This is a genomic window from Sulfitobacter sp. AS92 (assembly GCF_038900015.1).
Taxonomy (GTDB): domain Bacteria; phylum Pseudomonadota; class Alphaproteobacteria; order Rhodobacterales; family Rhodobacteraceae; genus Sulfitobacter.
This window is the reverse complement of record NZ_JBBMQL010000014.1, coordinates 54,805-76,215: the sequence shown is the minus strand read 5'-3', so window position 1 is coordinate 76,215 and position 21,411 is coordinate 54,805. Positions and strand designations below refer to the sequence as shown.

Genomic DNA, 21,411 nt, shown 5'->3' with positions numbered 1-21,411 from the left:
CGGTCAGGCTGACCGGGGCGTTTTGCGTTTGGTCTTGGCGCAGCGGTTACCAGCGGCCTAAGCGGCAACCGGCAATCTGGCGTTCATAAAGCTGCGCGCGGGAATCAACCTTGCCCGCGACACCCACCAACCATGCTTTGCTGTTATAGCTCTGCCGGGCATAACCGGTGTGACCCTCGTGATAGGCGAGGTATTGGTTGCGCGCGTCATGCAATGAGATGCCGTTCCGCTGGCGGGTTTGGTTCATGTACCACCCCATGAAATCGCTTGCGTCGCGAATTTCATCGCGCTTGGCACGGCGGCTGCCTTCGGATTTGAGGTATTCATCCCAAGTTGCGTCCAAGGCCTGCGAATAGCCAAAGGCGCTGGACTGGCGGCCCATTGGGATCACGCCCAGCACATATTTGAACGGTGTCCGGGCATCGGCCACGAACTTGCTTTCTTGGTGGATAGTGGCCATCTGAACGTGGATGGGCACACCCCATTTCCGCTCGGTCGCGCGGAATGCTTTCAGGTAGTCGGGGCGCTCTTTGAGAATCGTGCAGGCGTTATCCAGATCACGCGGGGCCGTTTGTGGGCCGCCGCCGCAGGATGCTACCAGCAGCACGATAATCATTGCGCGAAGATGCTTGCTCATCTGCCTCTCGCCTCTCGTTTTTTATAAGTACGTTTTTTTGTAGTTTAACCGATTCCACCCCTTCATCACATCATTAAATTGGGAAAATCCGCGCAAGGCTGGGCGATAATGCGCTGACCGCGCAGCATCCCGCAGGCGGGATTTCGCGAAGGCCGGACCAGCGCATTGATCTCACCTATAGAGGACTAAGGTAAAACGGACTGTCGGCCGCAGGTTCACAGTCTGTTTCCCTGCCAACCGCTACCATGATTGGACAAATGCCCCTTGAAAGGACTACCGTCGAGGGGTAGGGCAGCATGTTATGATACGAACGCGCGCAAAATATCACCTCGGGCAAATTGTCCGTCACAAGAAGCATCCCTTCCGTGGCGTGATTTTTGACGTCGACCCGGAATTTGCCAATACCGAAGAATGGTATGAGGCGATCCCCGAAGAGAACCGCCCGGTAAAGGATCAGCCGTTCTATCATCTCTTGGCCGAGAATGATCAGAGCTACTATGTGGCCTATGTGTCTGAGCAGAACCTCGTGGCGGATTATTCGGGGGAGCCGGTGGACCACCCTGACATCCCCGATCTCTTCGGCCCCTTCACCGATGGTGCCTATCCGCTACACTTCCAGTTGAACTAAGCCCGGCGGGACATTGCCCGCCAGACTGTCGTTCCATCAATACCCCAACGCACAGCCATCCTTGCGCGGGTCACTGGCCCCTTCCAACACGCCGTCTTCGCGGATCCGGATCGCCTGAGCGCCGCCGATGGCGGTGTCGGGTATCACAACTTTATGGCCCATATCGCTCAAGCTCTGGCGGACCTCATCGCCAAAGCCGCGCTCGACCTTCATCACCTGCCCATCGGCAAAGGCCCGCGGCGCGTCGATGGCGCTTTGCACGTCCATGCCGAAATCGGTGAGGTTTGAGGCAAAGCGCGCGTGGCCGCAGGACTGATACGCTCCGCCCATCACCCCAAAGGGCATGGTGACGCGACCGTTCTCGCGGATCACGCCGGGAATGATCGTATGCATGGGGCGCTTGCCGCCTTTCAATTCATTCGGATGACCCTCTTCTAGCGTGAAGCCCGCGCCACGGTTTTGCAGCAGGATGCCGAACTTGTCTGACGCGATGCCAGAGCCGAAGCCGTGGAAGATTGAATAGATCAACGACACTGACATCCCGTCACTGTCTACCACGGTGATATAGATCGTATCTTTATGCACCGCCTCGCTGATCGGCGCGGCAGCGGCCATGGCGCGTTTCGGATCGATCAGCGCGGCCAAGCCGCGGGCGGTTTCGGGGGCAAGCATGTGGTCGAGCCGCGTCGTATGGTCCGGGTCGGCCAGAAAGCGGTTGCGCGCATCATAGGCGAGCTTGGTGGCCTCGGCCTCGATATGCAGCCGCTCTGCGCCTTGAGGGTCCATTCCGGCGATGTCGAAGTGGCTCAGGATATTCATTAGTAGGAGGGCGGTGGCGCCTTGGCCGTTGGGCGGATGCTCCACCACTTCGAGGTCTTTGTATTGGCCCGAAACGGGCGTCGTGGCCTCGCACCGTGCTGCGGCGAAATCTTCGGCGCTGTGGCTGCCGCCTGCGGCTTGCAGCGTGGCGATCATGTCTTCGGCGATCTCTCCGGTATAAAATGCATCGCGCCCCTGCGCGGCCACGCGGCGCAGCACTTCGGCCTGGCCCGGCGCGCGGAAGAGGTCACCAACGCGGGGCGTTTTCCCGTTGATGAGGAAATGATCCCGCGCGCCCCCCTGAAGGGTGCCGCCATCCGTGGCCCAATCAAAAGCCACGCGCGGCGCGACGGGCACACCGGCGTCGGCATAGTGGATTGCGGGGGCCAACAGGGCGTCCAGCCCCAATTTACCCACGCTCTCAGACAGGTGGCAGAAGGCATCAATGGCGGTCGGGATTGTCACCGCATCGGCAGAGCGCAGCGGTACGGTCTTTTCGCCATTGTCTCGCAATTTGGCAGCATCCAGAGCCGCAGGCGCGCGACCAGAGCCGTTGAGCGCAAGTACCTCTTCGCCGCCCGCGGGGGAGTAGAGCACAAAGCAATCCCCACCAATCCCGGTCATCTGCGGCTCGCAAATGCCCAGCAAGACCGCACCCGCTATTGCCGCATCCATCGCGTTGCCGCCGCGTGCAAGGATATCGACCGCCGCTCGCGCCGCCAACGGGTGCGAGGTGGCGCACATGCCGTTCGTCGCGAAAACGGCCGAACGGCCCGGAAGGTGAAAATCGCGCATCTACAGGTCCTCACTGATGTCTGTCAGCGCGACCCTATCCGGTCGTTTCGGTTCTGCCAATGCGGGGGGAAGTTCCTCGGCACCGCGTACTGGGTGGGGGCTATTAAACACGGCACCGAGGGAAGCCATCTCAGCTACAGGTTTCACTATGACCCTTAACCAAGGCGCAAATGTGATCCCAGAGGGGCCGTTTTGGGGAATATGCGGGCCACCCTGCCGTAGAGGTTAATCGGACGTTAGCACGCCCACCGCCAACCGCAGTTCAATCCGATTTTCCTGCGCCAAACGTTGATAGCTTAGGTCTTGGGCCAGATCCCGGATCAGGAACCAGCCAAAGCCCCCTTCGGGTAGGTCGCAAATCGGCCCGTCAATTTCCTGCGGCAGGCCCAAGGGTGCTTGTAGATCCGGCATCGGCAACCCTTCGTCACTGACACAGAGATGCAGACCATCCGGTTCGTGGTGGCAGGCGATATGGATCGGCCCGGGGCGATCCGGGTCTGGATAGGCGTGTTCGACGATATTGTTGAGCATCTCAGCCAATACGAGCCTTACTAAGCAGGTCTCTTCAGCCTCCAGCTTGAGACAGGTAAGACCCTCAAACAAAAGCGCCAGCGCCTCGCGCACGGCATAAGGGCCGCTGTGGATGCTGAGCTCAAACGGGGATAGCGCAGACCGCGCGGCGGGCCGCCGCACCGCGCTATCCCCGATGCGCGGTTAAGGCAGCGTCTAAAGTGCCGAATATGCCAAAAACCGTATCCATTCGGGTAAGGGCAAAGACCTTTTCGACCGCGGGGGTTAGCCCCGCCAGCACCAAGGCCCGCTGCGGTGCCAGATGCTTCATCGCTGCCACGATCGCGCCCAGCCCGCTGGAATCAATAAAGTTGACCCGGTGCAGGTCAAGGATCACCACCGGTGGGGCACTGGCCGTGGCGTGGCGCACGGCGTCTTTGAACTCAAGCGCGGCCGCGGCGTCAATCCGTTCGTGCAGCACGCTGACCACGCAAAAGCGGTCTTCTGTTTTAGAGGAAACTTCCATAGACATGCCTCAAGACTGTGAAGTTCCAGACATGATTAACCGCAAAACCTTACCAATTGGTATGCGGCCCAACTCAAGGAGAACGTGATGCGCAATGTTGTCATTACCGGTGCAGCCAGAACCCCGATGGGCGGCTTTCAGGGGGCTTTCGAAGGGCTTTCGGCCGCGGAATTGGGCGGCAGCGCGATCAAGGCCGCGTTGGGCACGATGAACCCCGCCGAGGTGCAAGAACTGCTGATGGGCTGCGTTTTGCCCGCAGGGCAGGGCCAAGCGCCCGCGCGCCAGGCCGGGTTCAAGGCGGGTCTTGGCGAAGAGGTGCCTGCCACGACGCTTAACAAGATGTGCGGCTCGGGCATGAAAGCGGCGATGATGGCCTTTGACCAGATCGCACTTGGCCATACCGATGTGATGGTCGCGGGCGGCATGGAGAGCATGACCAACGCGCCCTATGTGCTGCCCAAAATGCGCGGAGGCGCGCGGCTGGGGCATGGGCAGGTGATCGACCATATGTTCCTGGATGGGTTGGAAGACGCCTATGACAAAGGCCGCCTGATGGGCACCTTTGCCGAAGATTGCGCCGAGCGGTTCCAGTTCACCCGCGAGACGCAGGATAACTATGCGCTGGCGTCGCTTTCGCGTGCGATTGAGGCGCAAGAAGGCGGTGCTTTCGCCGATGAAATCGCCCCGGTTGAGGTGACATCGCGCAAGGGCAGCACTACGGTTAGCGCGGACGAACAGCCCGCCAGCGCCCGGCCTGAGAAGATCCCGCAACTTAAACCGGCCTTCCGCGAGGGGGGCACGGTGACGGCGGCAAATTCCTCTTCGATTTCAGACGGGGCGGCGGCTTTGGTTTTGGCGGAAGAGGACAGCGCCAAAGCCAAGGGTCTGAACATCCGTGCGCGTATCGTCGGCCACGCCAGCCATGCCCAAGCGCCGGGGCTTTTCACCACAGCACCCGTGCCTGCTGCGCAAAAGCTGCTGGAGCGAATTGGCTGGAAGAAAGAGGACGTCGACCTCTGGGAGGTCAATGAAGCCTTCGCCGTCGTGCCGCTGGCATTTATGCATGAAATGGATCTCTCGCATGATATCGTGAACGTCAACGGCGGCGCCTGTGCGCTTGGCCATCCTATCGGCGCCTCTGGCGCGCGGATTATGGTCACCCTGCTGAACGCGTTGGAAAAACGTGGGGTGAAGCGCGGTATCGCGGCGATTTGCATTGGTGGCGGCGAAGGCACCGCCATCGCGATTGAGCGTCCCTGATTTACGGATCATTTAGCATCCAGAAGGGGAGGCAGCCTGCCTCCCTTTTCCCGTCAGAATTATGAGTTTCGCCATGACAGTCGACTACAAAACCCTTGCCAAAACCATCGCCGCCCTGACCGAGGGCGAAGATGACGCAGTGGCCTTGATGGCCACCATCGCCTGCGAGGTGCATCAATCCGATGACCGTTTTGATTGGACGGGCTTCTACCGCGTGACCGCGCCCGAAGTGCTGAAAATCGGACCCTACCAGGGCGGTCACGGCTGTCTGGTGATCCCATTCTCGCGCGGGGTTTGTGGCGCTGCGGCGCGCACCGGCGAGGTGCAGTTGGTGGAAGATGTCGATGCCTTCCCCGGCCATATCGCCTGCGCGTCGTCGACACGGTCGGAACTGGTGCTGCCGGTTTGGAACGGTGCGGGGGATTTGCTGGGGGTCTTTGACATCGACAGCGACCAACCCAATGCCTTCACCCAAGCGGATGCCGATGCGCTATCGGCAATCCTAAAAGACAGTTTCGCCGCGGCCGCCTAAAGGCCACGCCCCGCTTGATCCGCGGGGCGGCATCTGCGAGGGGGAGCTATGGATAGCGAATATAACCCGCCGCAGGACCCGCTGGTCATTCTGCATGAAGACGCCGAAGTGTTGCTGGTCGATAAACCCGCGGGGCTGCTCAGCGTGCCGGGCAAGGGTGAGCATCTGGCGGATTGCCTGATCGCGCGGGTGCAGGCGGTCTTTCCGGAAGCATTGCTGGTGCATCGGCTGGATCGTGACACCTCGGGCGTGATGATCTTTGCGATGACTGCTCATGCGCAACGCCACCTTGGGCTGCAGTTTGAAAAGCGCATGACGCGGAAAACCTATGTCGCAAGGGTCTGGGGCGTGCCGGAAGGGAAATCTGGTTCTATCGATCTGCCGCTGATCGTCGATTGGCCGAACCGCCCGCTGCAGATGGTGTGTCATGAGACCGGCAAGCCCGCGCAGACCGATTGGAAGGTGATCAAGACCGACGGAGTAACCTCACGCGTGCGGCTGTTCCCCAAGACCGGGCGCAGCCACCAGCTTCGCGTGCATATGCTGGCACTTGGGCATCCGATTCTCGGGGATCCGTTCTATGCCACCGGCGCGGCGCGGGATTACCCGCGACTGATGCTGCATAGTGAAGAGTTGCGGTTTAATCATCCGCAGGGTGGGGCTTCGACCAAGGTACGGGTGAAGGCGCCGTTCTGAGAGCGCTCCGTGCCCAGCCTTGTAATCTGAGGCGGGTGTGGGATCGGTATTTAAGAAAGGATGAAAGCAATGGGGGGCGGTGGCGCTGCGGGGAAGTTGTGCTTTGTGGTATTGGGGGGGTGAAACCTGCGGGGTTTGAGATTACCTCTAGGCTAACTGTTCACAGATTGACCCGGAGGATATCATGGGCTTGCGTATCAACGACACTATTCCCGACCTTACAGTCGAAACCGATCAGGGCAGTTTTTCGCTGCATGAGTTCGTCGGTGACAATTGGGCGATCTTGTTTTCCCATCCGAAGGATTTTACCCCCGTTTGCACGACCGAATTCGGTGCCGTGGCGCGGCTTTCCGATGAGTGGGAAAAGCGCGGGACTAAGGTGATCGGCATTAGCGTTGACGGGGTTGAAGAGCATAAAAAGTGGAAGGGCGATATTGAGAAGGTTGCGGGCACAAAAGCCGGCTTCCCGATTATCGCTGACGTGGATTTGGAGGTGTCGAAGGCCTTTGATATGCTACCTGCAGAAGCCTATATGCCCGATGGCCGCACGCCGAATGACAGCGCCACTGTGCGGTCGGTCTTTATCATTTCGCCAGATAAGCAACTGAAGCTGAGCATGACCTATCCGATGAATGTGGGCCGTAACTTTGCCGAAGTTCTGCGCGCGTTGGATGGTTTGCAAACTGCCGGTAAGAACGGCGTGGCGACGCCAGCAGATTGGCAAGTTGGCGAGGATGTGATCATTCCCGCGACGGTGTCGGATGAGGACGCCAAGGCGAAGTTCGGGGCGTTTGATACTGTGCTGCCTTATCTGCGCAAGGCAAAGTTGCCGGGCTGAGGCGCGATTGGGGCCGCGTTGCGGCCCCTTACTTCCGGGGAATGAAGCAGCTATGTTTTTCAAACTAGATGGCGATCAGCTTGCAGAGTTTGATGCAAAACTCGCGCCGGATATTACCACATTTAGTACAAGTACGGGCGCGGTTTTACGAAGTCTGGCCGCGCGGCGGGGCTGGGGCGCGGCGCTGAGAGCTTTTATTGGGCAGGTGGTCTCTCCTGATCTTGAGGCTGGTGCATTGGTGCAAGGCAACCTTAACCGGAAGCGTATCCGTGTGCCGCAGATCTTTTCCAACAAAGTCGTTGCTGGGATTTATCGACGTGTGAAAAGGACTCAAGCGGGGCTGCTGAAGCAGGCGCTTGAGGCAGAGATAAAGGCGCAAGTGCCTGACTGTATGCTTATTTTTAACGGGTCGGCATATCCTGAATCTGTTTTGGCGGCTGTTTCTCGTACCCTTCCGCGTGTTTTTGTAGAGGGTGGGTTTTTTCCCAACACCCTGCAGATTGATCCTAAGGGGTTGAATGGTGCAAATTCGATCCCCAGAACCCCAGATTTTTACCGCGATGCTGACTTTGCATCTGAAGGCCTACCGGAGACGGTCAACAACCGTCCGTCCAAACGTCAGTTTGAAAAGGTTAATCTAGCGCCGGGTTTTGTCTTTGTTCCTTTTCAGGTGCCGTCGGACATGCAGGTGACGATACATTCCCCTTGGGTGCGGGACATGGCGCATTTTTTAGACGTCGTGACCGCAGCAGCCGAGGATAATCCGGACGAAGTATTTGTCATTAAAGAACACCCCTCCTTTAAGCATTCTGTCAAAAATCATCTCCCGCCGCATCCGCGCGTGATCTTTGCGAATGGGAACATCACCTCTGAGCTTTTGGAACAATCGCGCGCTGTGATGACACTGAACTCGACCGTGGGGATCGAGGCGCTGCTGCACGAGAAACCTGTGATCACGTTAGGCGAAGCCTGCTATAATATTGAAGGATTGGTTCAGCGGGCAGCGGATGCAGCGGCATTAAACAAAGCGTTGCAGAACCGGGACTTTCGGCCAGACGAGATGCTACGTCAGCAGTTTTTAGGCTATCTGTGGAACCGCTACCTTTTGCATGGCAGCTATAATGATTTGCCCGATAACCTAGCCTTTGAGCTGCGCCGCCGGGCGGGTCAGGACATCATTTCGTAGCCGAAATTGTCGAAATCGGCGCGCGTCTTGGTGTTGATGACGGAGATAACCTCTGGCGTGAGGTAGCTTTCGCGGGGCTTTTTGTCAGAAGTATTGCGGCTGCCTTGACGGGGCAGCCGTTCTTTAATGTTCAGGTCTGCGAAAAACGCGTCGAGGTCTGCATGAAGGCTTTCGAACTTGATAAGCTGGTCGACGATGACACGGCCACTTTGATCGCAGACAAAAGCGGATTGTCCAAGGTCGCGCGCTTTCACGTAATCGAGGAAACTCATCCGTACACTCCGGCTGTGACGATGATGACGGGTGTTCTGCCGCTCGAATTCATAGGCTGATATGGCTTGATCGTAAGGGTTTCGCACCACTGCAAAGCTGCTGTAGGCGTCCCATTGTTTCGATCCCATACGGCGGCGGAGGTAGAGCGCAGTGGCATGGCCCGGAATATAGGCGCGGGTGATGGCTCTTTTGATGGGTAGTTTTGCGACGAGCCGGTTGAACGTCGTCTTTCGTCCGGGGGCCTTATAGGGCTCCAGCAGCTCTTCTATCGCGCCGCCCGCTGTTTTCGGCACATGCACGAAGACAAGGTTAAGGGCGGGATAGATTGGCATGGTGTGAGGTTCCCCCGAGGAAAACCCCGGCGGATGAACCGCCGGGGCCAGTAATGCCGGAGAAGGATTAACCTTCAGCCGCTTCTTCTTTAGCGACTTCTTCACCAGTTTCCTGATCGACGACTTTCATCGACAGGCGCACCTTGCCGCGATCGTCAAAGCCCAGCAGCTTCACTTTCACTTCCTGGCCTTCCTTCAGAACGTCCGAAGGGTGGTTCAGGCGGCGGTTTTCGATCTGGGACACGTGCACCAGACCGTCGCGCTTGCCAAAGAAGTTCACGAAAGCGCCGAAATCGACAATCTTGACCACGGTGCCGGTGTAAACGGCGCCTTCTTCGGGCTCTGCCACGATCGAATAGATCATGTCATAGGCCTTCTTGATGGCGTCGCCATTGGCGCTTGCGATCTTGATGATGCCTTCGTCGTTGATATCGACCTTGGCGCCAGAGACTTCGACGATCTCGCGGATCACCTTACCGCCGGAACCGATCACTTCACGGATCTTGTCGGTGGGGATCTGCATGGTCTCGATGCGTGGGGCGTGGACGGAGAAGTCAGAAGCACCCGACAGCGCTTTGTTCATCTCACCAAGGATGTGGATACGGCCGTCTTTGGCCTGAGCCAAGGCTTTTTCCATGATCTCGGGCGTGATGCCTGCGACCTTGATGTCCATCTGCAACGAGGTGATGCCCGCTTCGGTACCGGCCACTTTGAAGTCCATGTCGCCGAGGTGGTCTTCGTCACCCAGGATGTCCGACAGGATCGCGTAGGAACCGTCATCTTCAAGGATCAGACCCATCGCAACACCGGCCACAGCCGATTTCAGCGGCACGCCTGCGTCCATCATGGACAGCGAACCACCGCAGACCGATGCCATCGACGAGGAGCCGTTGGATTCGGTGATCTCGGACACGAGACGGATGGTGTAGGGGAAGTCTGTGGCTGCGGGCAGAACCGCCTGCAAGGCACGCCAAGCAAGCTTACCGTGGCCAACTTCACGACGCCCGGGAGGGCCCACGCGACCAACTTCACCAACCGAATAGGGAGGGAAGTTATAATGCAGCAGGAAGTTCGATTTGAAGTTGCCGTGCAGCGCGTCGATGAACTGCTCATCGTCGCCGGTACCCAGTGTGGTCACGACGAGGCCTTGCGTTTCACCACGGGTGAACAGCGCCGAACCGTGGGTCCGCGGCAGGATGCCGGTTTCCGCCACGATGTCGCGGATTTCGTCAGTGCGACGACCGTCGATACGCTTGCCGGTTTTCACCACGTCGCCGCGCAGGATGCTGGCCTCAAGGCCCTTCATCGCGGAGCCGAGGTTCTTGTCCTCAAGCTGCTCTTCGCTGAGCTTGCCTTTGATCGTCTCGCGGGCGGCGGCAACAGCGGCGGTGCGCTCTTGCTTGTCGGCGATGGCGAATGCGGCACGCATTTCGTTTTCACCGGCAGCTTTTACAGCGGCGGACAGCTCAGAGTAGTCGTCGGGCTGGAAGTCGAACGGCTCTTTCGCCGCGTCTTCGGCCAGATCGATGATCAGGTCGATAACCGGCTGGATCTGCTCGTGGGCGAATTTCACCGCACCCAGCATTTCCTCTTCCGACAGCTCATAGGCTTCGGATTCAACCATCATCACGGCGTCTTTGGTGCCGGCAACAACCAGATCGAGGCGCTGCTCAGGGTTCAGGCGCAGGTCCTGCATGTCGTCGATCGTTGGGTTCAGGATGTAGTCGCCACCCTCATAGCCCACGCGGCAGCCAGCAATCGGGCCACGGAACGGCGCGCCGGAAATGGTCAGCGCGGCGGAAGCGGCGATCATCGCGACCATATCGGGGTCGTTCACCAGATCGTGGCTCAGCACGGTACACATCACCAGAACTTCGTTTTTGAAGCCGGGGACAAAGAGCGGGCGGATCGGACGGTCGATCAGACGCGCGGTCAGTGTTTCTTTCTCGGTGGGGCGGGCCTCACGCTTGAAGAAGCCACCCGGTACTTTACCGGCGGCATAGTATTTTTCTTGGTAGTGCACGGTCAGGGGGAAGAAATCCTGGCCCGGCTTTTGCTGACGTGCGTACGTCACGTTGGCCATAACGCTGGTTTCACCCAGCGTGGCAATCACCGACCCGTCCGCCTGACGGGCAACCTTACCGGTTTCCAGTGTCAGCGTCTCTTCGCCCCACTGGATCGATTTTTTCGTTACATTAAACATCTACGTTTCCTTTTTGGCCCATTGGCCATTGCATAGGGGCCGTATTGCCCCTGACTCCGGTATCTTCTTTTTCAGGCGCAGGAGTCCGCGCGCCGGATTTCAGATTGCGCGGGCATACATGTTTTCAAGGCAAATGGGAAGCGTTCTGTCGGGGCGAACGGCAAGCGGCGGGTTCTTTCCGCTGCGCTATCGTACAATCTGCACGCATTAAAAAAACCTCCCGGCGTGGGCCGGGAGGTTTAAATAGTCCTGTCACCGGGAAACCCGGTAGGCGTGCGCTTAGCGGCGCAGGCCCAGACGCTTGATGAGGTCCTGATAACGGGCGTCATCTTTGGCCTTAACGTAATCCAGCAGCTTGCGGCGCGTCGCGACCATTTTCAAAAGACCACGGCGGCCGTGGTTGTCTTTTTTGTGGGTCTTGAAGTGCTCGGTCAGCGTGACGATGCGCGAGGTCAGAATGGCAACCTGTACTTCGGGCGAACCTGTGTCGCCTTCTTTGGTGCCGAAATCTTTCATGACTTTTGCTTTTTCTTCAGCAGTAATCGACATCGGGGTCTCCTTTCGAAAAGAGTTTAAATGGATGGCGCAGGCCGGGATGTCGTCCAGCTCAGGCCCATGGAGATATCATCCGCTGACGGAATCAGCAGGCGATGGGGGCGTATAGGGCGAATTTGCGCCTTTGGCAAAGGGTGATTTGTGCGACGGCGGTTGCATGCGTCACGCGGCAGGAACAAGTGCAAGGGCCGCGCTGAGCGGGATCAGAGCAATATCTTCCAGCGCGACACTATCTCCGGCCACCCGCGCGACGATGATGTCATCCAGCAGGACGAGCGTCTGGTTCGGTTGATCGGGATCGGGCAGGATGGAAAGGGGCGGCTCTGACCCGGTGGCGGTGCTGTCATCCCAGACAAACAAAAGCGAATCATCCTGTGCGTGATAGTCCATGATCTGCGCCGCGCCCTGCTCGGTAATCCAATCCCCCAAAATAATTTGATCCGTACCTTCGCCAGACGTCACAACGTCCTGCGCGCCTGCGACAATCAGGTCATCCCCGCCGCCGCCGTTAAGGTAGTCGCGGCTCTGCTCGTCATCCGCCCCGGTGAGCGTGTCATCCCCCCAGCCGCCAAAAAGCGTATCTTCGCCGTTGCACCTCGCAGCGCATCATCGCCAAGCCCGCCTTGGAGCGCGTCATGTCCTGCGTCGCCATTCAGCAGGTCATCACCCGCAGAGCCTTGCAGCGCGTCATCACCCGCGCCGCCATAGAGAAAGTCATCGCCATTGTGGCCAAAGAGGCTGTCGTTGCCTGCGCCGCCGAAAAGGTCATCATCCCCGTCATTGCCATGCAGGCTGTCGCCGCCACCGTCGCCATACAGTGTGTCATTGCCGTCATGGCCGTGCAGATCATCATTGCCAGCAGCACCATGCAGCAGATCATTCCCGCCGTAGCCGCCAAGTTGGTCGTCGCCGCTACCGCCCTGCACCGCCTCACCGGCATCGCTGCCGGTAAGGATGTCCCTCAAAGTAGCGCTGCCGCCGCGCGGGGTGTCAGCCTCTGGCGTATCATCCTCTGACGGTGTTTCGATTTCCACAAAAGTGACAGCGCCAACCGCCATTAATCCCATCATTCCAGCCAGCCACAGCATCCGCAGTTCCACCGTTCATTGCTGATGCCCCACACATCATCCCACCCTTAAAAGGCCATGGCGCGGCTTTAAAATCAAAGGAATAGACAGAGAATGGTTAACGCGTGGTTGCTAGCGCAGTGCGCTAGGGCTGCCACAAAACCGGCTCCTGGGTATAGGGCAGGTAGAGCGGATGGCGCGGGTGGCCGGCTTTGGAGAGACCAAGGTGGTAAAGCGGTTTATCCCCCTGCGCCAACCGTGCGGCGACGGTCAGCCCGCGGTCCAAATGCGCACCATGCACACCCCAAGCGGCGATGATCCTGTCGGCCCAGTCAGAGCCCTCAACAAGCGTGGTGTCGTTGTCGGGGCCGACGGGGTCAACGGCGGCGCGCATGTCGCGCGGATCGGTGGCGCGGAAGGCAAAGATATTGGTCACCCGGAAACCGCCAAAGCCCAGCACCCGCGCCCGGCGCTCGCAACGCTCGACGGTGGGATCGTTCTGCACCTCGGTCGCGGTGGAAGGGTTCAGCATCACAAACATCACCCGGGGCGCGCCGCTGTCCCAGACCCGCGTGAGGCTGTAGCGATACAGCTCACAAGGGGAGTAGACGGCGGTCGAGGGCGCATCGCCCTTGGTATGGCTGCGGGTGATGAGGGCCATTTAGCCCTCGTTCGTGTCCGTAGAGAGGTTGAACACCCGGCTGGGGTGCAATTCGCCTGCTTTGAAGCGGCCCACGGCGACGGGCTGACCGTCTAGTGAGGCCCAGCATTCATCGCCGTATTCCACGTCATGCGCTATCACCATGCCGGGGTTGCCGTTGCGCAGGCGCGTCGCGCCTTCGGGGGTGGCTTTCACCTCGGGCAACTCAACCAATCCTTCGGCGAGCGGCAGCAGATGCGTGTCGAGTTCGGGCGTGCGGGCAATCTCGTCGATCTGTGCCAGTGTTAGGGCATTTGCCGCCTCGAACGGGCCGGACCATGTGCGGCGCAGCTCGCGGACGTGGCCGAGGCAGCCAAGCTTCTGCCCCAGATCGCGGGCGATGGAGCGGACATAGCCGCCCTTGCCGCAGACCATCTCAAGCGTGACGTGATCCGCATCAGGCCGGTCGAGCAGCAGCAGGCTTTCCACCCAGAGCGCGCGCGCGGCGATGTCCATCTCTTCGCCGTCGCGGGCGCGCTTATAGGCGCGTTGACCGTCAATCTTTACGGCCGAAAATTGTGGCGGGACTTGTTGGATATCCCCGATGAAAGCGCTCAGCGCATCTTTGATCGCCGCATCGTCGGGGCGCAGGTCGGAGGTGCCGATAACCTCGCCTTCGGCGTCGTCGGTGTTGGTGGAAATCCCCAAACGCACGGTGAACTCATAGGCTTTGAGCGCGTCGGTGATGTAGGGCACGGTCTTGGTCGCTTCGCCCAAGGCAATGGCCAGAACGCCTGTTGCTTCGGGGTCAAGCGTGCCTGCGTGGCCTGCTTTTTTGGCTTCAAGCGCCCAGCGGACCTTGTTGACCACGGCGGTCGATGTCGGTCCGGCGGGTTTATCTACAACCAGCCAGCCGGAAATATCGCGACCCTTGCGTTTGCGTGCCATGTCTTGCCCCTTCGCGTGTGTGGTGCTGCCCTCTAACGGAGCCGCGCGCCGCTGCCCAGCCCTAGAGCCGGGGAAAAGTCACTTTGCAGGCGTGACGACGCCGATGATTGGCCCCAGCGTGGTGAACCCCGCCCCGGTGCGGCGTAAAGCCGGCGCGCGCAGGCGTGAGATATTGCCGTCAAAATACAGCGCATTGGGCAGGTCCAGCTCATCGCGGTAGAGCCGGGAAAATTCATGGAACGTCACGACATCGTTGGAAATCACAAAGACTGCGCGTTTCCCGTCGGCGCTGGTGCCTACCCCGTTGCGGATGTAGCGCGAGGTACTGTTGGGTAGAAACCGCGGGTGTAGGGCGCCATCAATCACCAGCATCGGGCCAGATTGCGTGGCGAAGCGGCAGGCGGGTCTATTCCTAAGAAAGCGCTTGGTCTCAATCACATCGGCGCGGCCATCGCGCAGGCAGAAGACACCGTTCGGCAGCAGGCCAAAGTTGCCCGGCCCCGCATTGTCGATCACGCCGCGCGTCTCAACACCTTCTTCAATGTAGTGGCCCACGGGGGAGCGGTCTTCGTGGTACATGCCCGCGTTCATGGCAAAGCCGAGCCGGAGGCCTTGCGCTTTCAGCGCTTCATCAAGCGAGCCGAAGAACCCATAGGGCGCGCCTGCGTCATCGTTGAGAAAGAGCCGCAGATCGTCGCGCTCCAAATCCACTTCGCAAACGGTATAGGAACTGCCGTCAAACGTGATGTTGCGGCATTCGGCAGCGTCCGCAGGCGTGCCTTTCAGCGCGATCAGCGCCAATGCGATCAGACCGGCGCGGATCACTGATCCGCTGCGCCATCTGTTGCATCATCATCCGGTGCATCCGCATCGCGGCGTACAACATCTTGGTTCATCATCCGGCGCGTGTCGTCCATCTGGTCGAATGTCCGATCCAGTTGGAAGCGCAGATCAGGGGAAAACTTCAGCGTGAGCTTTTTGGCCACCTGTCGGCGCAGCTCGTTCTTGTTCCGCGCCAGCAGCTTGAGCACCTCATCCTGACCTTCACCGCCGAGCGGCAGAACATAGGCCGTGGCGATCTTGAGGTCGGGCGACATGCGCACTTCTCCCACGGTGATCGACAGCCGGTTGAGGTCGGTGTCATGCACGTCACCACGTGCGAGGACATCAGACAGGGCGCGGCGGACGGTTTCGCCCACGCGGAGTTGTCGTTGCGTCGGGCCGGAGCCCTCATGAAGGTTGTTCTTTGCCATGACCCCCATCTAAGGCTTCGGTTGCACTTTGCCAAGCGGTCCGCGACGGGCTAAACCAACCCGGCCAGTCACGGCCAGAACCGCAGGAGACCGAGTATGACACAGACCCCCGGCATTGCCGTCACCGGCGCCTCTGGCCGTATGGGCCAAATGTTGATCCGTGAGATCACCGCCAGCGATAAAATGCATCTGGCGGCGGCGGTTGAGCGGGCAGGCCATGATTGGGTTGGTCGTGACATTGGCGAAGCAATGGGCGGCACCGCGTCGGGCGTGACCGTAACCGACGACGCGGCAGCGGCTTTTGCCAAAGTGCAGGCCGTGATCGACTTTACCGCGCCGCAAGCCACGATCGCCTTTGCCGCTGAGGCCGCGAAGGCCGGGATCGTGCATGTGATCGGCACGACGGGGATGAGCGACGATGAGATCGCGCAGCTCGCCCCGGCAGCCGAACAGGGCGCCATCATCATCCGCGCGGGCAACATGAGCCTTGGCGTGAACCTGCTGACACAACTCACCCGTCAGGTCGCGGCAGCGCTGGACGCGGATTACGACATTGAAATCATCGAATCGCATCACAACCAGAAGGTTGACGCACCTTCAGGCACCGCTTTGATGCTGGGCGAAGCTGCCGCCGAAGGGCGGGGCGTGAAACTGGCCGACGTCTCCGACCGGGGCCGCGACGGAATCACCGGCGCGCGGGAAAAGGGCGACATCGGCTTCACCGCGATCCGGGGTGGCGATATTGTGGGGGAACATGACGTGATGTTCGCCGCAGCGGGCGAACGGATCATCCTGCGCCACATCGCGTCAGACCGGGCGCTCTTTGCGCGTGGCGCGCTAAAGGCAGCGCTTTGGGGGCAGGGGCAGGCACCCGGCGAATATGACATGCTGGATGTGCTGGGTCTGAAAACCTGAAAAACGCGGTTTAGCTGAAACTTTACCTTCGCAGGCTACGTGAATGCCGCAGGCGATTCACCGAAGGGAGGTTTCGATGAGGTCCATCTTTGCACTAGCCGCGACAGCGGTATTGGCGTTGAGCGCGATACCGGCAGCGGCGGAATATGCGCGTATTCAAAGCAAATCTGACTTCGTGGAGGCCGTAAACGGGAAAAGACTCACCCGGCCGCTCGTTGATCTGCGTGTAACCTCCGGCGGCGCCATCTCTGGCAAAGGCGCGGTTTGGGAGGTTGTTGGCACATGGACATGGGAAAACGGATATTTCTGCCGCACATTGGTCTGGGGCGGCAAAGATATGGGCTATAATTGCCAAGTCGTCACGCGCGACGGGGCGAAAATCCGTTTCACCTCTGACAAAGGTACGGGCGAGTCGGCGGTGCTGAACCTGCGCTAAGGCGGATCAGAAATCGACGGCGATGCCTTTTTTCTCCCAATCGCCATAGCGCACAGGCTCTGGCCCGTCGCGCCCGCCCAATTCAGCGGGCAGGTCGAGCGCTGCTTCGGCATCGCGCCGCGCGGCGGCTTCGGCGAGTGCGCGTTGAGCGGCGGCTGGCAGATCCGGGCCGGGGGTTGGTGTGGGGTCATGCGGCGTATCCGGCATGGGCTTTGGCCCAGGCTTGGGATGCGGTGGCAGGTCCGGCGCGGGGCTTGGAGTCGGGTCAGGGCCGGGTCTACTGTCGGGAATGGGGCGTTGATCGGGCATCATGGTCCTCTTGAGCCAAGTTCTCCCTTGATATACGTCGCCCGCTGGCCCAGACAACCCGGCAACCCCACAACCAAGACCCAGATAGGATAAGATCATGGCAGACACAGGCGTTCAGGCCCGCAGAAGCGCGGTATATCTGCTGGATATGATCTTGGACGATGAGCCGCGGCTGATGTCCGAACTTCTGGCTTCTGGCGCGCTGGACAAGCTGCCCCCTGATGACCGCGCCCGCGCGCAGCGACTGGCGCAGGATACGCTACGTGGTTTAGAGCGCGCCGACCGGCTATTGCAAAAGCACCTGCAAAAGGCGCCGCCACTGACGATGCGCAATGTGCTGCGCGTCGGCACGGTGGAACTGTGTCAGGGCGGGGCGGCGCATGGGGTCGTGAACACGATGGTGAACCTCGTCTCGCAGCACCGCACGCTGAGCCATCTCAAAGGGCTAACCAACGCCGTGCTCCGCAAGATCGCGGCACAGGGGCCGGAGGCATGGGACGCCCTGCGCGCGCCGCGCCTGCCAAAGTGGCTGCGCGGCCCGCTGGCCGAAGCTTGGGGTGCCGACGCCATCGCCAAGATGGAAGAGGCGCATTTCGCGGGCGCACCGCTTGATCTGACCGCCAAGGGCGATGCGAGTGCTCTGGCCGAGGCCGTAGGCGGTACACTCCTGCCCACGGGATCGGTGCGCGTGACGAACGCCGGTCAGGTCTCTGCCATGCCCGGCTTTGCCGAAGGCGACTGGTGGGTACAGGATGCCGCCGCCGCGATTCCGGTCCGAGTGCTGGCGCCCAAGGAAGGCGAGCGCGTGCTGGACCTTTGCGCCGCACCGGGGGGCAAGACCATGCAACTTGCCGCTGCGGGCGCTGAGGTCACCGCCGTTGACCAATCGCATCCCCGTATGCAGCGGGTGAAGGAAAACCTGACCCGTGTGGGTCTCAAGGCCAAGACGCTGACCAAAGACGCGCGTGCCGTAGAGGGGGAATTCGATGCCATCCTGCTCGATGCGCCGTGCTCTGCCACCGGCACTATCCGTCGCCACCCCGATCTGCCCTATGCCAAGGACGGCTCGGAATTCGGCGATCTGATCGAATTGCAATCGGACCTGATCGACCACGCATGGAGCCTGCTGAAACCCGGTGGGCGACTGGTGTTCTGCACCTGTAGCCTGCTGCCGGATGAAGGCGAGGTGCAGGTCGACGAGGCGCTAGAGCGGCATGGTGACATGACCGTCGACCGCGCTGCGTTGGACGTGGCCGGGGTCGAGGCGGCGTGGATCACCGAAGAAGGCGGGCTGCGCCTTCGGCCTGATTTCTGGGCCGACAAAGGCGGGATGGACGGGTTCTATATCGCCTGCTTGCGCAAAGGCTGAGCGTCACGCGCCCGGTGGCGGTGAGGGCACGGCGAGATATGCGGCTTTCGGAATATCCACCAAACCGCGCAGTCCCAGCGTGTCAGCGTCTTCTGGCGTGAGCCGGGTGATGGCGTCGCGCAGGGCGGCGAATGTCGCCGCGCGATCCGCGCCGGCTGCCGCGATATAGGGCAGGCCCGGCGTAGCCCCCGTGCTGTCCAAAACCCGCAGGCGATCTGCGAAAGCGTCATATCGTTGGATCAACCGCCACGACACCGCATCAAGTGCTGCGATATCCGCGCGCCCTTCGGCGACGGTTTGGGCTGAGTTCCGGTGCCCATGACTTTGCGAGCGATCCTCAAACCAGAATCCCTCCGCCCTGCAGTGGGCATAGGGGGCAGCATAGCCGGATTGCGAGAATGTCTGGTTGTAAGTGAAGCGCGCTGTGCGAAAATCAGAAATTGTTTCACGGGGATCATCGGCGCGGACGACGAAGACGCTGTTGTAATAGCCCGGCGGGCAGCTTTCGACGGCAAAATCAGGTGTGCCGATCAGCGTGACACCGTCGTGCAGCCACAGGCGGTAGGGCATCCCGCAGGTCTGTGAAAGGGTCAGGTTTTTCGCCTTCCAAACCGCGAATTCCTCGACCTCATTGCTTAATTCCTTAGGGCCCTCGATGCCGCGCGTGGCGAGTTCGTCCCGGATCAACGCCCAATACCGAGCCGTGGCCCCAGCAGTCTCCGGGCGCAGGTACATCATCAGACTGGCAATCATCAAGGCGCGCTCCGGTTAGGTGCTCTTGTTTAGGCAGCGGCCACCCGCGCTGGCAAGGGACCGTTCCCCGCCTATTGCCTGACAGTGAGGGAAAATCCGGTGACTCATTGCGGCGCGGTGGCTATGCTGCCGCCAAACGCCACAAGAGCGTCAGGGGCAGCTTGATATGATTAATCTTTCCAGCGTCATGGCCCAAAGGGCGCGGTTTTTGAACCGCTGGCACGCGTGGCGCGCGACCCGTGGGCGCGGGCAAATGACGGGGTTTGTGTCTTCCCCAGAGCCGCGCACCATCGGTTCCTTCGCGCGGGGGCGGCAGTTGATTGCGGGGAATTATCTCTTCGCGGGCAGCCTGTTGACCGCGCCGCAGACAGCCATGTGGGATCTCACCCCGCCCGACCCGGCATTCGCTGCGGAACTGCATGGCTTTGCATGGCTGGATGACCTCGCCGCCGTGGGCGATGCACGGGCGCGGGCGGCGGGGCAGGATTGGCTGTGGGATTGGATTGACCGTTTCGGGCGCGGGCAGGGGCCAGGCTGGACGCCGGCGCTAACCGGGCGGCGGCTGATCCGCTGGATCAACCACGCGCTGTTCATGCTGCGGGGGACGGAAGAAGAGCAAAGCGACGTTTTCTACCGCTCGCTAGAACAGCAGACTCGCTTTCTGTCGAAACGCTGGGGCGCCTGTGCGCCGGGTTTAGCGCGATTTGAAGCGTTGACCGGACTGATCTACGCGGGCCTCTCGCTGGAGGGTTTGGAAGAGTTGGCCGACCCGGCAATCAAGGCGTTGGCGCGCGAATGTGCCATTCAGATCGACGCCGAGGGCGGCCTGCCGACCCGCAACCCCGAAGAACTGCTCGCCGTTTTCACTCTGCTCACATGGGCCGCTGCGGCCTTGAGCGATGCAGGCCGCAGCACGCCCAAAGAGCATCTGACCGCAATTGAGCGTATCGCATCCACCCTGCGCAGCCTGCGCCACGCGGATGGGGCGCTGGCGCGATTTCACGGCGGCGGGCGCGGTATGGAAGGTTGGCTGGATCACGCGCTGGCCGCGACCAAAGTCAAAACGCGGCAGCCTAATGGGCTGGCGATGGGCTATGCGCGGCTTTCGGCAGGGCGCACCAGCGTGATTGTCGATGCAGCGGCCCCACCGGACGGCGCGGCCTCGGCCAACGCCCATGCGTCCACACTGGCGTTTGAACTCACCTCGGGGCGGCGGCCTTTGGTGGTGAACTGCGGCAATGGCGCATCCTTCGGGTTGGAGTGGCGCCGGGCAGGGCGGGCCACCCCGTCGCATTCGGCGCTGTCGCTGGTCGGCCATTCCAGCGCGCGGCTGGCCGAGCCTGATCGCCATACCGGGGAGGAGGCGCTGATCAACGGGCCGCGCCATGTACCGGTGGAGATTGCAGAAACCGCCGAGGGTCTGCGCTTTGATGGGGGCCACGACGCCTATCTGAGCAGTCACGGTCTGACCCACGCGCGGCGGCTTGAACTCACCTCAGACGGGCGCGGGCTGACGGGGGAGGACATGCTGCTGGCGATTGAGGATGCCGAGAAGCGGCGGTTTGACAATACGTTGGACGGCACGCGGCTTAAAGGCGTGCCCTTTGATATTCGTTTTCACCTGCATCCCGATGTCGATGCCACGGTCGACCTTGGCGGGGCTGCAATCTCGATGGCGTTGAAAAGCGGTGAAATTTGGGTGTTCCGCCACGACGGCACCCATAATCTGTCTTTGGAACCAGGGGTTTACCTTGAGGCAACCCGCCTAAAACCGCGCGCGGCGCAGCAGATTGTGCTGACCGGATATGCCATGAACTATGCCACACGGGTGCGCTGGTCCTTGTCCAAAGCGCAGGAAACTGCGATTGGCGTGCGAGATTTGTCGATCGACGATCCCTATGCTGATGAAGACTGACCAAGGAACCAGCCCC

Annotated in this window: 24 protein-coding genes and 1 pseudogene; 10 read left to right on the top strand and 15 right to left on the bottom strand. The window is 60.6% G+C overall.

What is annotated here, in order from left to right:
- Positions 1–46 precede the first annotated feature (46 nt).
- Positions 47–637 carry a lytic transglycosylase gene (locus tag WNY61_RS17605; protein ID WP_342852747.1) on the bottom strand — a complete coding sequence of 197 codons (591 nt, stop codon included), beginning with the start codon at positions 635–637 and terminating at the stop codon, positions 47–49.
- Between the two features lie 301 nt (positions 638–938).
- On the opposite strand from WNY61_RS17605, the gene hspQ reads away from it, so the two are divergent.
- Entirely contained in the window at positions 939–1,265 is a 327-nt protein-coding gene (hspQ, locus tag WNY61_RS17600; RefSeq protein ID WP_132444127.1) for a heat shock protein HspQ, read from the top strand.
- Positions 1,266–1,301: 36 nt separating this feature from the next.
- Here hspQ and WNY61_RS17595 read toward each other — a convergent pair whose 3' ends face one another.
- The 3 genes from WNY61_RS17595 to WNY61_RS17585 all read right to left on the bottom strand — a co-directional run bounded on the left by WNY61_RS17595 (position 1,302) and on the right by WNY61_RS17585 (position 3,915).
- Positions 1,302–2,879 (bottom strand): gamma-glutamyltransferase family protein, encoded by a 1,578-nt coding sequence (locus WNY61_RS17595; RefSeq protein ID WP_342852746.1) that lies wholly within the window; start codon positions 2,877–2,879, stop codon positions 1,302–1,304.
- Between the two features lie 225 nt (positions 2,880–3,104).
- Positions 3,105–3,572, bottom strand: coding sequence for an ATP-binding protein (locus tag WNY61_RS17590; protein WP_342852745.1), 468 nt, complete (start codon positions 3,570–3,572; stop codon positions 3,105–3,107).
- A 4-nt stretch (positions 3,573–3,576) separates the two neighbouring features.
- The gene (locus tag WNY61_RS17585; protein WP_342852744.1) at positions 3,577–3,915 is read right to left on the bottom strand and encodes an STAS domain-containing protein; all 339 of its coding nucleotides are present in this window, start codon (positions 3,913–3,915) and stop codon (positions 3,577–3,579) included.
- An 87-nt stretch (positions 3,916–4,002) separates the two neighbouring features.
- Between WNY61_RS17585 and WNY61_RS17580 the strand changes: the two genes are divergently transcribed.
- From WNY61_RS17580 to WNY61_RS17560, 5 genes are all read left to right on the top strand, one after another.
- Entirely contained in the window at positions 4,003–5,175 is a 1,173-nt protein-coding gene (locus WNY61_RS17580; RefSeq protein WP_342852743.1) for an acetyl-CoA C-acyltransferase, read from the top strand.
- Between the two features lie 73 nt (positions 5,176–5,248).
- Positions 5,249–5,707 carry a GAF domain-containing protein gene (locus WNY61_RS17575; RefSeq protein WP_342852742.1) on the top strand — a complete coding sequence of 153 codons (459 nt, stop codon included), beginning with the start codon at positions 5,249–5,251 and terminating at the stop codon, positions 5,705–5,707.
- 48 nt (positions 5,708–5,755) lie between these two features.
- Entirely contained in the window at positions 5,756–6,403 is a 648-nt protein-coding gene (locus WNY61_RS17570) for a pseudouridine synthase (protein WP_342852741.1), read from the top strand.
- Between the two features lie 184 nt (positions 6,404–6,587).
- Complete coding sequence (locus tag WNY61_RS17565; protein WP_342852740.1) at positions 6,588–7,241, top strand: peroxiredoxin; 654 nt, start codon at positions 6,588–6,590, stop codon at positions 7,239–7,241.
- Between the two features lie 52 nt (positions 7,242–7,293).
- Positions 7,294–8,427: a nitrogen fixation protein FixF gene (locus WNY61_RS17560; RefSeq protein WP_342852739.1), complete on the top strand. Its 1,134-nt coding sequence runs from the start codon at positions 7,294–7,296 to the stop codon at positions 8,425–8,427.
- On the opposite strand, the gene WNY61_RS17555 is transcribed toward WNY61_RS17560, so the two are convergent.
- The 9 genes and pseudogenes from WNY61_RS17555 to rbfA form a co-directional block, all read right to left on the bottom strand.
- On the bottom strand, positions 8,409–9,032 hold the full coding sequence (locus tag WNY61_RS17555; protein ID WP_342852738.1) for a sulfotransferase family 2 domain-containing protein: 624 nt from the start codon (positions 9,030–9,032) through the stop codon (positions 8,409–8,411). The genes WNY61_RS17560 and WNY61_RS17555 overlap by 19 nt on opposite strands.
- Before the next feature lie 67 nt (positions 9,033–9,099).
- Positions 9,100–11,235, bottom strand: coding sequence for a polyribonucleotide nucleotidyltransferase (gene pnp / locus WNY61_RS17550; protein WP_342852737.1), 2,136 nt, complete (start codon positions 11,233–11,235; stop codon positions 9,100–9,102).
- A gap of 279 nt (positions 11,236–11,514) precedes the next feature.
- Entirely contained in the window at positions 11,515–11,784 is a 270-nt protein-coding gene (gene rpsO / locus WNY61_RS17545; RefSeq protein WP_007118755.1) for a 30S ribosomal protein S15, read from the bottom strand.
- A gap of 168 nt (positions 11,785–11,952) precedes the next feature.
- Positions 11,953–12,252, bottom strand: a complete 300-nt coding sequence (locus WNY61_RS17540) for a hypothetical protein (protein WP_342852736.1) — start codon at positions 12,250–12,252, stop codon at positions 11,953–11,955.
- A 222-nt stretch (positions 12,253–12,474) separates the two neighbouring features.
- Positions 12,475–12,848, bottom strand: a pseudogene (locus WNY61_RS17535) (calcium-binding protein); the annotation flags it as partial.
- 154 nt (positions 12,849–13,002) lie between these two features.
- Positions 13,003–13,518 (bottom strand): DUF1643 domain-containing protein, encoded by a 516-nt coding sequence (locus tag WNY61_RS17530; RefSeq protein WP_342852735.1) that lies wholly within the window; start codon positions 13,516–13,518, stop codon positions 13,003–13,005.
- On the bottom strand, positions 13,519–14,445 hold the full coding sequence (gene truB, locus WNY61_RS17525) for a tRNA pseudouridine(55) synthase TruB (protein WP_342852734.1): 927 nt from the start codon (positions 14,443–14,445) through the stop codon (positions 13,519–13,521). It lies immediately after the preceding gene.
- A gap of 78 nt (positions 14,446–14,523) precedes the next feature.
- Positions 14,524–15,270 (bottom strand): phosphodiester glycosidase family protein, encoded by a 747-nt coding sequence (locus tag WNY61_RS17520; protein WP_342852733.1) that lies wholly within the window; start codon positions 15,268–15,270, stop codon positions 14,524–14,526.
- Complete coding sequence (rbfA, locus tag WNY61_RS17515; RefSeq protein WP_050770335.1) at positions 15,267–15,698, bottom strand: 30S ribosome-binding factor RbfA; 432 nt, start codon at positions 15,696–15,698, stop codon at positions 15,267–15,269. The genes WNY61_RS17520 and rbfA overlap by 4 nt, the downstream gene beginning before the upstream one ends.
- 96 nt (positions 15,699–15,794) lie before the next feature.
- Between rbfA and dapB the strand changes: the two genes are divergently transcribed.
- Positions 15,795–16,613: a 4-hydroxy-tetrahydrodipicolinate reductase gene (gene dapB / locus WNY61_RS17510; protein WP_342852732.1), complete on the top strand. Its 819-nt coding sequence runs from the start codon at positions 15,795–15,797 to the stop codon at positions 16,611–16,613.
- A gap of 76 nt (positions 16,614–16,689) precedes the next feature.
- Complete coding sequence (locus WNY61_RS17505) at positions 16,690–17,049, top strand: dihydrodipicolinate reductase (RefSeq protein ID WP_342852731.1); 360 nt, start codon at positions 16,690–16,692, stop codon at positions 17,047–17,049.
- A gap of 6 nt (positions 17,050–17,055) precedes the next feature.
- On the opposite strand, the gene WNY61_RS17500 is transcribed toward WNY61_RS17505, so the two are convergent.
- Entirely contained in the window at positions 17,056–17,358 is a 303-nt protein-coding gene (locus WNY61_RS17500) for a DUF1674 domain-containing protein (RefSeq protein ID WP_342852730.1), read from the bottom strand.
- 97 nt (positions 17,359–17,455) lie between these two features.
- Here WNY61_RS17500 and WNY61_RS17495 point away from each other — a divergent pair, with 97 nt between their 5' ends.
- Positions 17,456–18,727, top strand: a complete 1,272-nt coding sequence (locus WNY61_RS17495) for an RsmB/NOP family class I SAM-dependent RNA methyltransferase (protein WP_342852729.1) — start codon at positions 17,456–17,458, stop codon at positions 18,725–18,727.
- Between the two features lie 3 nt (positions 18,728–18,730).
- Here WNY61_RS17495 and WNY61_RS17490 read toward each other — a convergent pair whose 3' ends face one another.
- Positions 18,731–19,480 carry a PhnD/SsuA/transferrin family substrate-binding protein gene (locus WNY61_RS17490; RefSeq protein ID WP_342852728.1) on the bottom strand — a complete coding sequence of 250 codons (750 nt, stop codon included), beginning with the start codon at positions 19,478–19,480 and terminating at the stop codon, positions 18,731–18,733.
- Between the two features lie 166 nt (positions 19,481–19,646).
- Between WNY61_RS17490 and WNY61_RS17485 the strand changes: the two genes are divergently transcribed.
- Positions 19,647–21,395 carry a heparinase II/III family protein gene (locus tag WNY61_RS17485; RefSeq protein WP_342852727.1) on the top strand — a complete coding sequence of 583 codons (1,749 nt, stop codon included), beginning with the start codon at positions 19,647–19,649 and terminating at the stop codon, positions 21,393–21,395.
- The last annotated feature ends 16 nt before the right edge of the window (positions 21,396–21,411 follow it).

What these genes read in the sequence shown, in the direction of transcription:
- WNY61_RS17585 (WP_342852744.1), bottom strand. Translation starts at nt 3,915, where the DNA reads ATGGAAGTTTCCTCTAAAACAGAAGACCGCTTTTGCGTGGTCAGCGTG.
- truB (WP_342852734.1), bottom strand. Translation starts at nt 14,445, where the DNA reads ATGGCACGCAAACGCAAGGGTCGCGATATTTCCGGCTGGCTGGTTGTA.
- WNY61_RS17495 (WP_342852729.1), top strand. Translation starts at nt 17,456, where the DNA reads ATGGCAGACACAGGCGTTCAGGCCCGCAGAAGCGCGGTATATCTGCTG.
- pnp (WP_342852737.1), bottom strand. Translation starts at nt 11,235, where the DNA reads ATGTTTAATGTAACGAAAAAATCGATCCAGTGGGGCGAAGAGACGCTG.
- dapB (WP_342852732.1), top strand. Translation starts at nt 15,795, where the DNA reads ATGACACAGACCCCCGGCATTGCCGTCACCGGCGCCTCTGGCCGTATG.
- WNY61_RS17490 (WP_342852728.1), bottom strand. Translation starts at nt 19,480, where the DNA reads ATGATTGCCAGTCTGATGATGTACCTGCGCCCGGAGACTGCTGGGGCC.
- WNY61_RS17575 (WP_342852742.1), top strand. Translation starts at nt 5,249, where the DNA reads ATGACAGTCGACTACAAAACCCTTGCCAAAACCATCGCCGCCCTGACC.
- WNY61_RS17565 (WP_342852740.1), top strand. Translation starts at nt 6,588, where the DNA reads ATGGGCTTGCGTATCAACGACACTATTCCCGACCTTACAGTCGAAACC.
- WNY61_RS17505 (WP_342852731.1), top strand. Translation starts at nt 16,690, where the DNA reads ATGAGGTCCATCTTTGCACTAGCCGCGACAGCGGTATTGGCGTTGAGC.
- WNY61_RS17500 (WP_342852730.1), bottom strand. Translation starts at nt 17,358, where the DNA reads ATGCCCGATCAACGCCCCATTCCCGACAGTAGACCCGGCCCTGACCCG.
- WNY61_RS17580 (WP_342852743.1), top strand. Translation starts at nt 4,003, where the DNA reads ATGCGCAATGTTGTCATTACCGGTGCAGCCAGAACCCCGATGGGCGGC.
- WNY61_RS17485 (WP_342852727.1), top strand. Translation starts at nt 19,647, where the DNA reads ATGATTAATCTTTCCAGCGTCATGGCCCAAAGGGCGCGGTTTTTGAAC.
- WNY61_RS17560 (WP_342852739.1), top strand. Translation starts at nt 7,294, where the DNA reads ATGTTTTTCAAACTAGATGGCGATCAGCTTGCAGAGTTTGATGCAAAA.
- WNY61_RS17530 (WP_342852735.1), bottom strand. Translation starts at nt 13,518, where the DNA reads ATGGCCCTCATCACCCGCAGCCATACCAAGGGCGATGCGCCCTCGACC.
- WNY61_RS17595 (WP_342852746.1), bottom strand. Translation starts at nt 2,879, where the DNA reads ATGCGCGATTTTCACCTTCCGGGCCGTTCGGCCGTTTTCGCGACGAAC.
- WNY61_RS17570 (WP_342852741.1), top strand. Translation starts at nt 5,756, where the DNA reads ATGGATAGCGAATATAACCCGCCGCAGGACCCGCTGGTCATTCTGCAT.
- WNY61_RS17605 (WP_342852747.1), bottom strand. Translation starts at nt 637, where the DNA reads ATGAGCAAGCATCTTCGCGCAATGATTATCGTGCTGCTGGTAGCATCC.
- rpsO (WP_007118755.1), bottom strand. Translation starts at nt 11,784, where the DNA reads ATGTCGATTACTGCTGAAGAAAAAGCAAAAGTCATGAAAGATTTCGGC.
- rbfA (WP_050770335.1), bottom strand. Translation starts at nt 15,698, where the DNA reads ATGGCAAAGAACAACCTTCATGAGGGCTCCGGCCCGACGCAACGACAA.
- WNY61_RS17555 (WP_342852738.1), bottom strand. Translation starts at nt 9,032, where the DNA reads ATGCCAATCTATCCCGCCCTTAACCTTGTCTTCGTGCATGTGCCGAAA.
- hspQ (WP_132444127.1), top strand. Translation starts at nt 939, where the DNA reads ATGATACGAACGCGCGCAAAATATCACCTCGGGCAAATTGTCCGTCAC.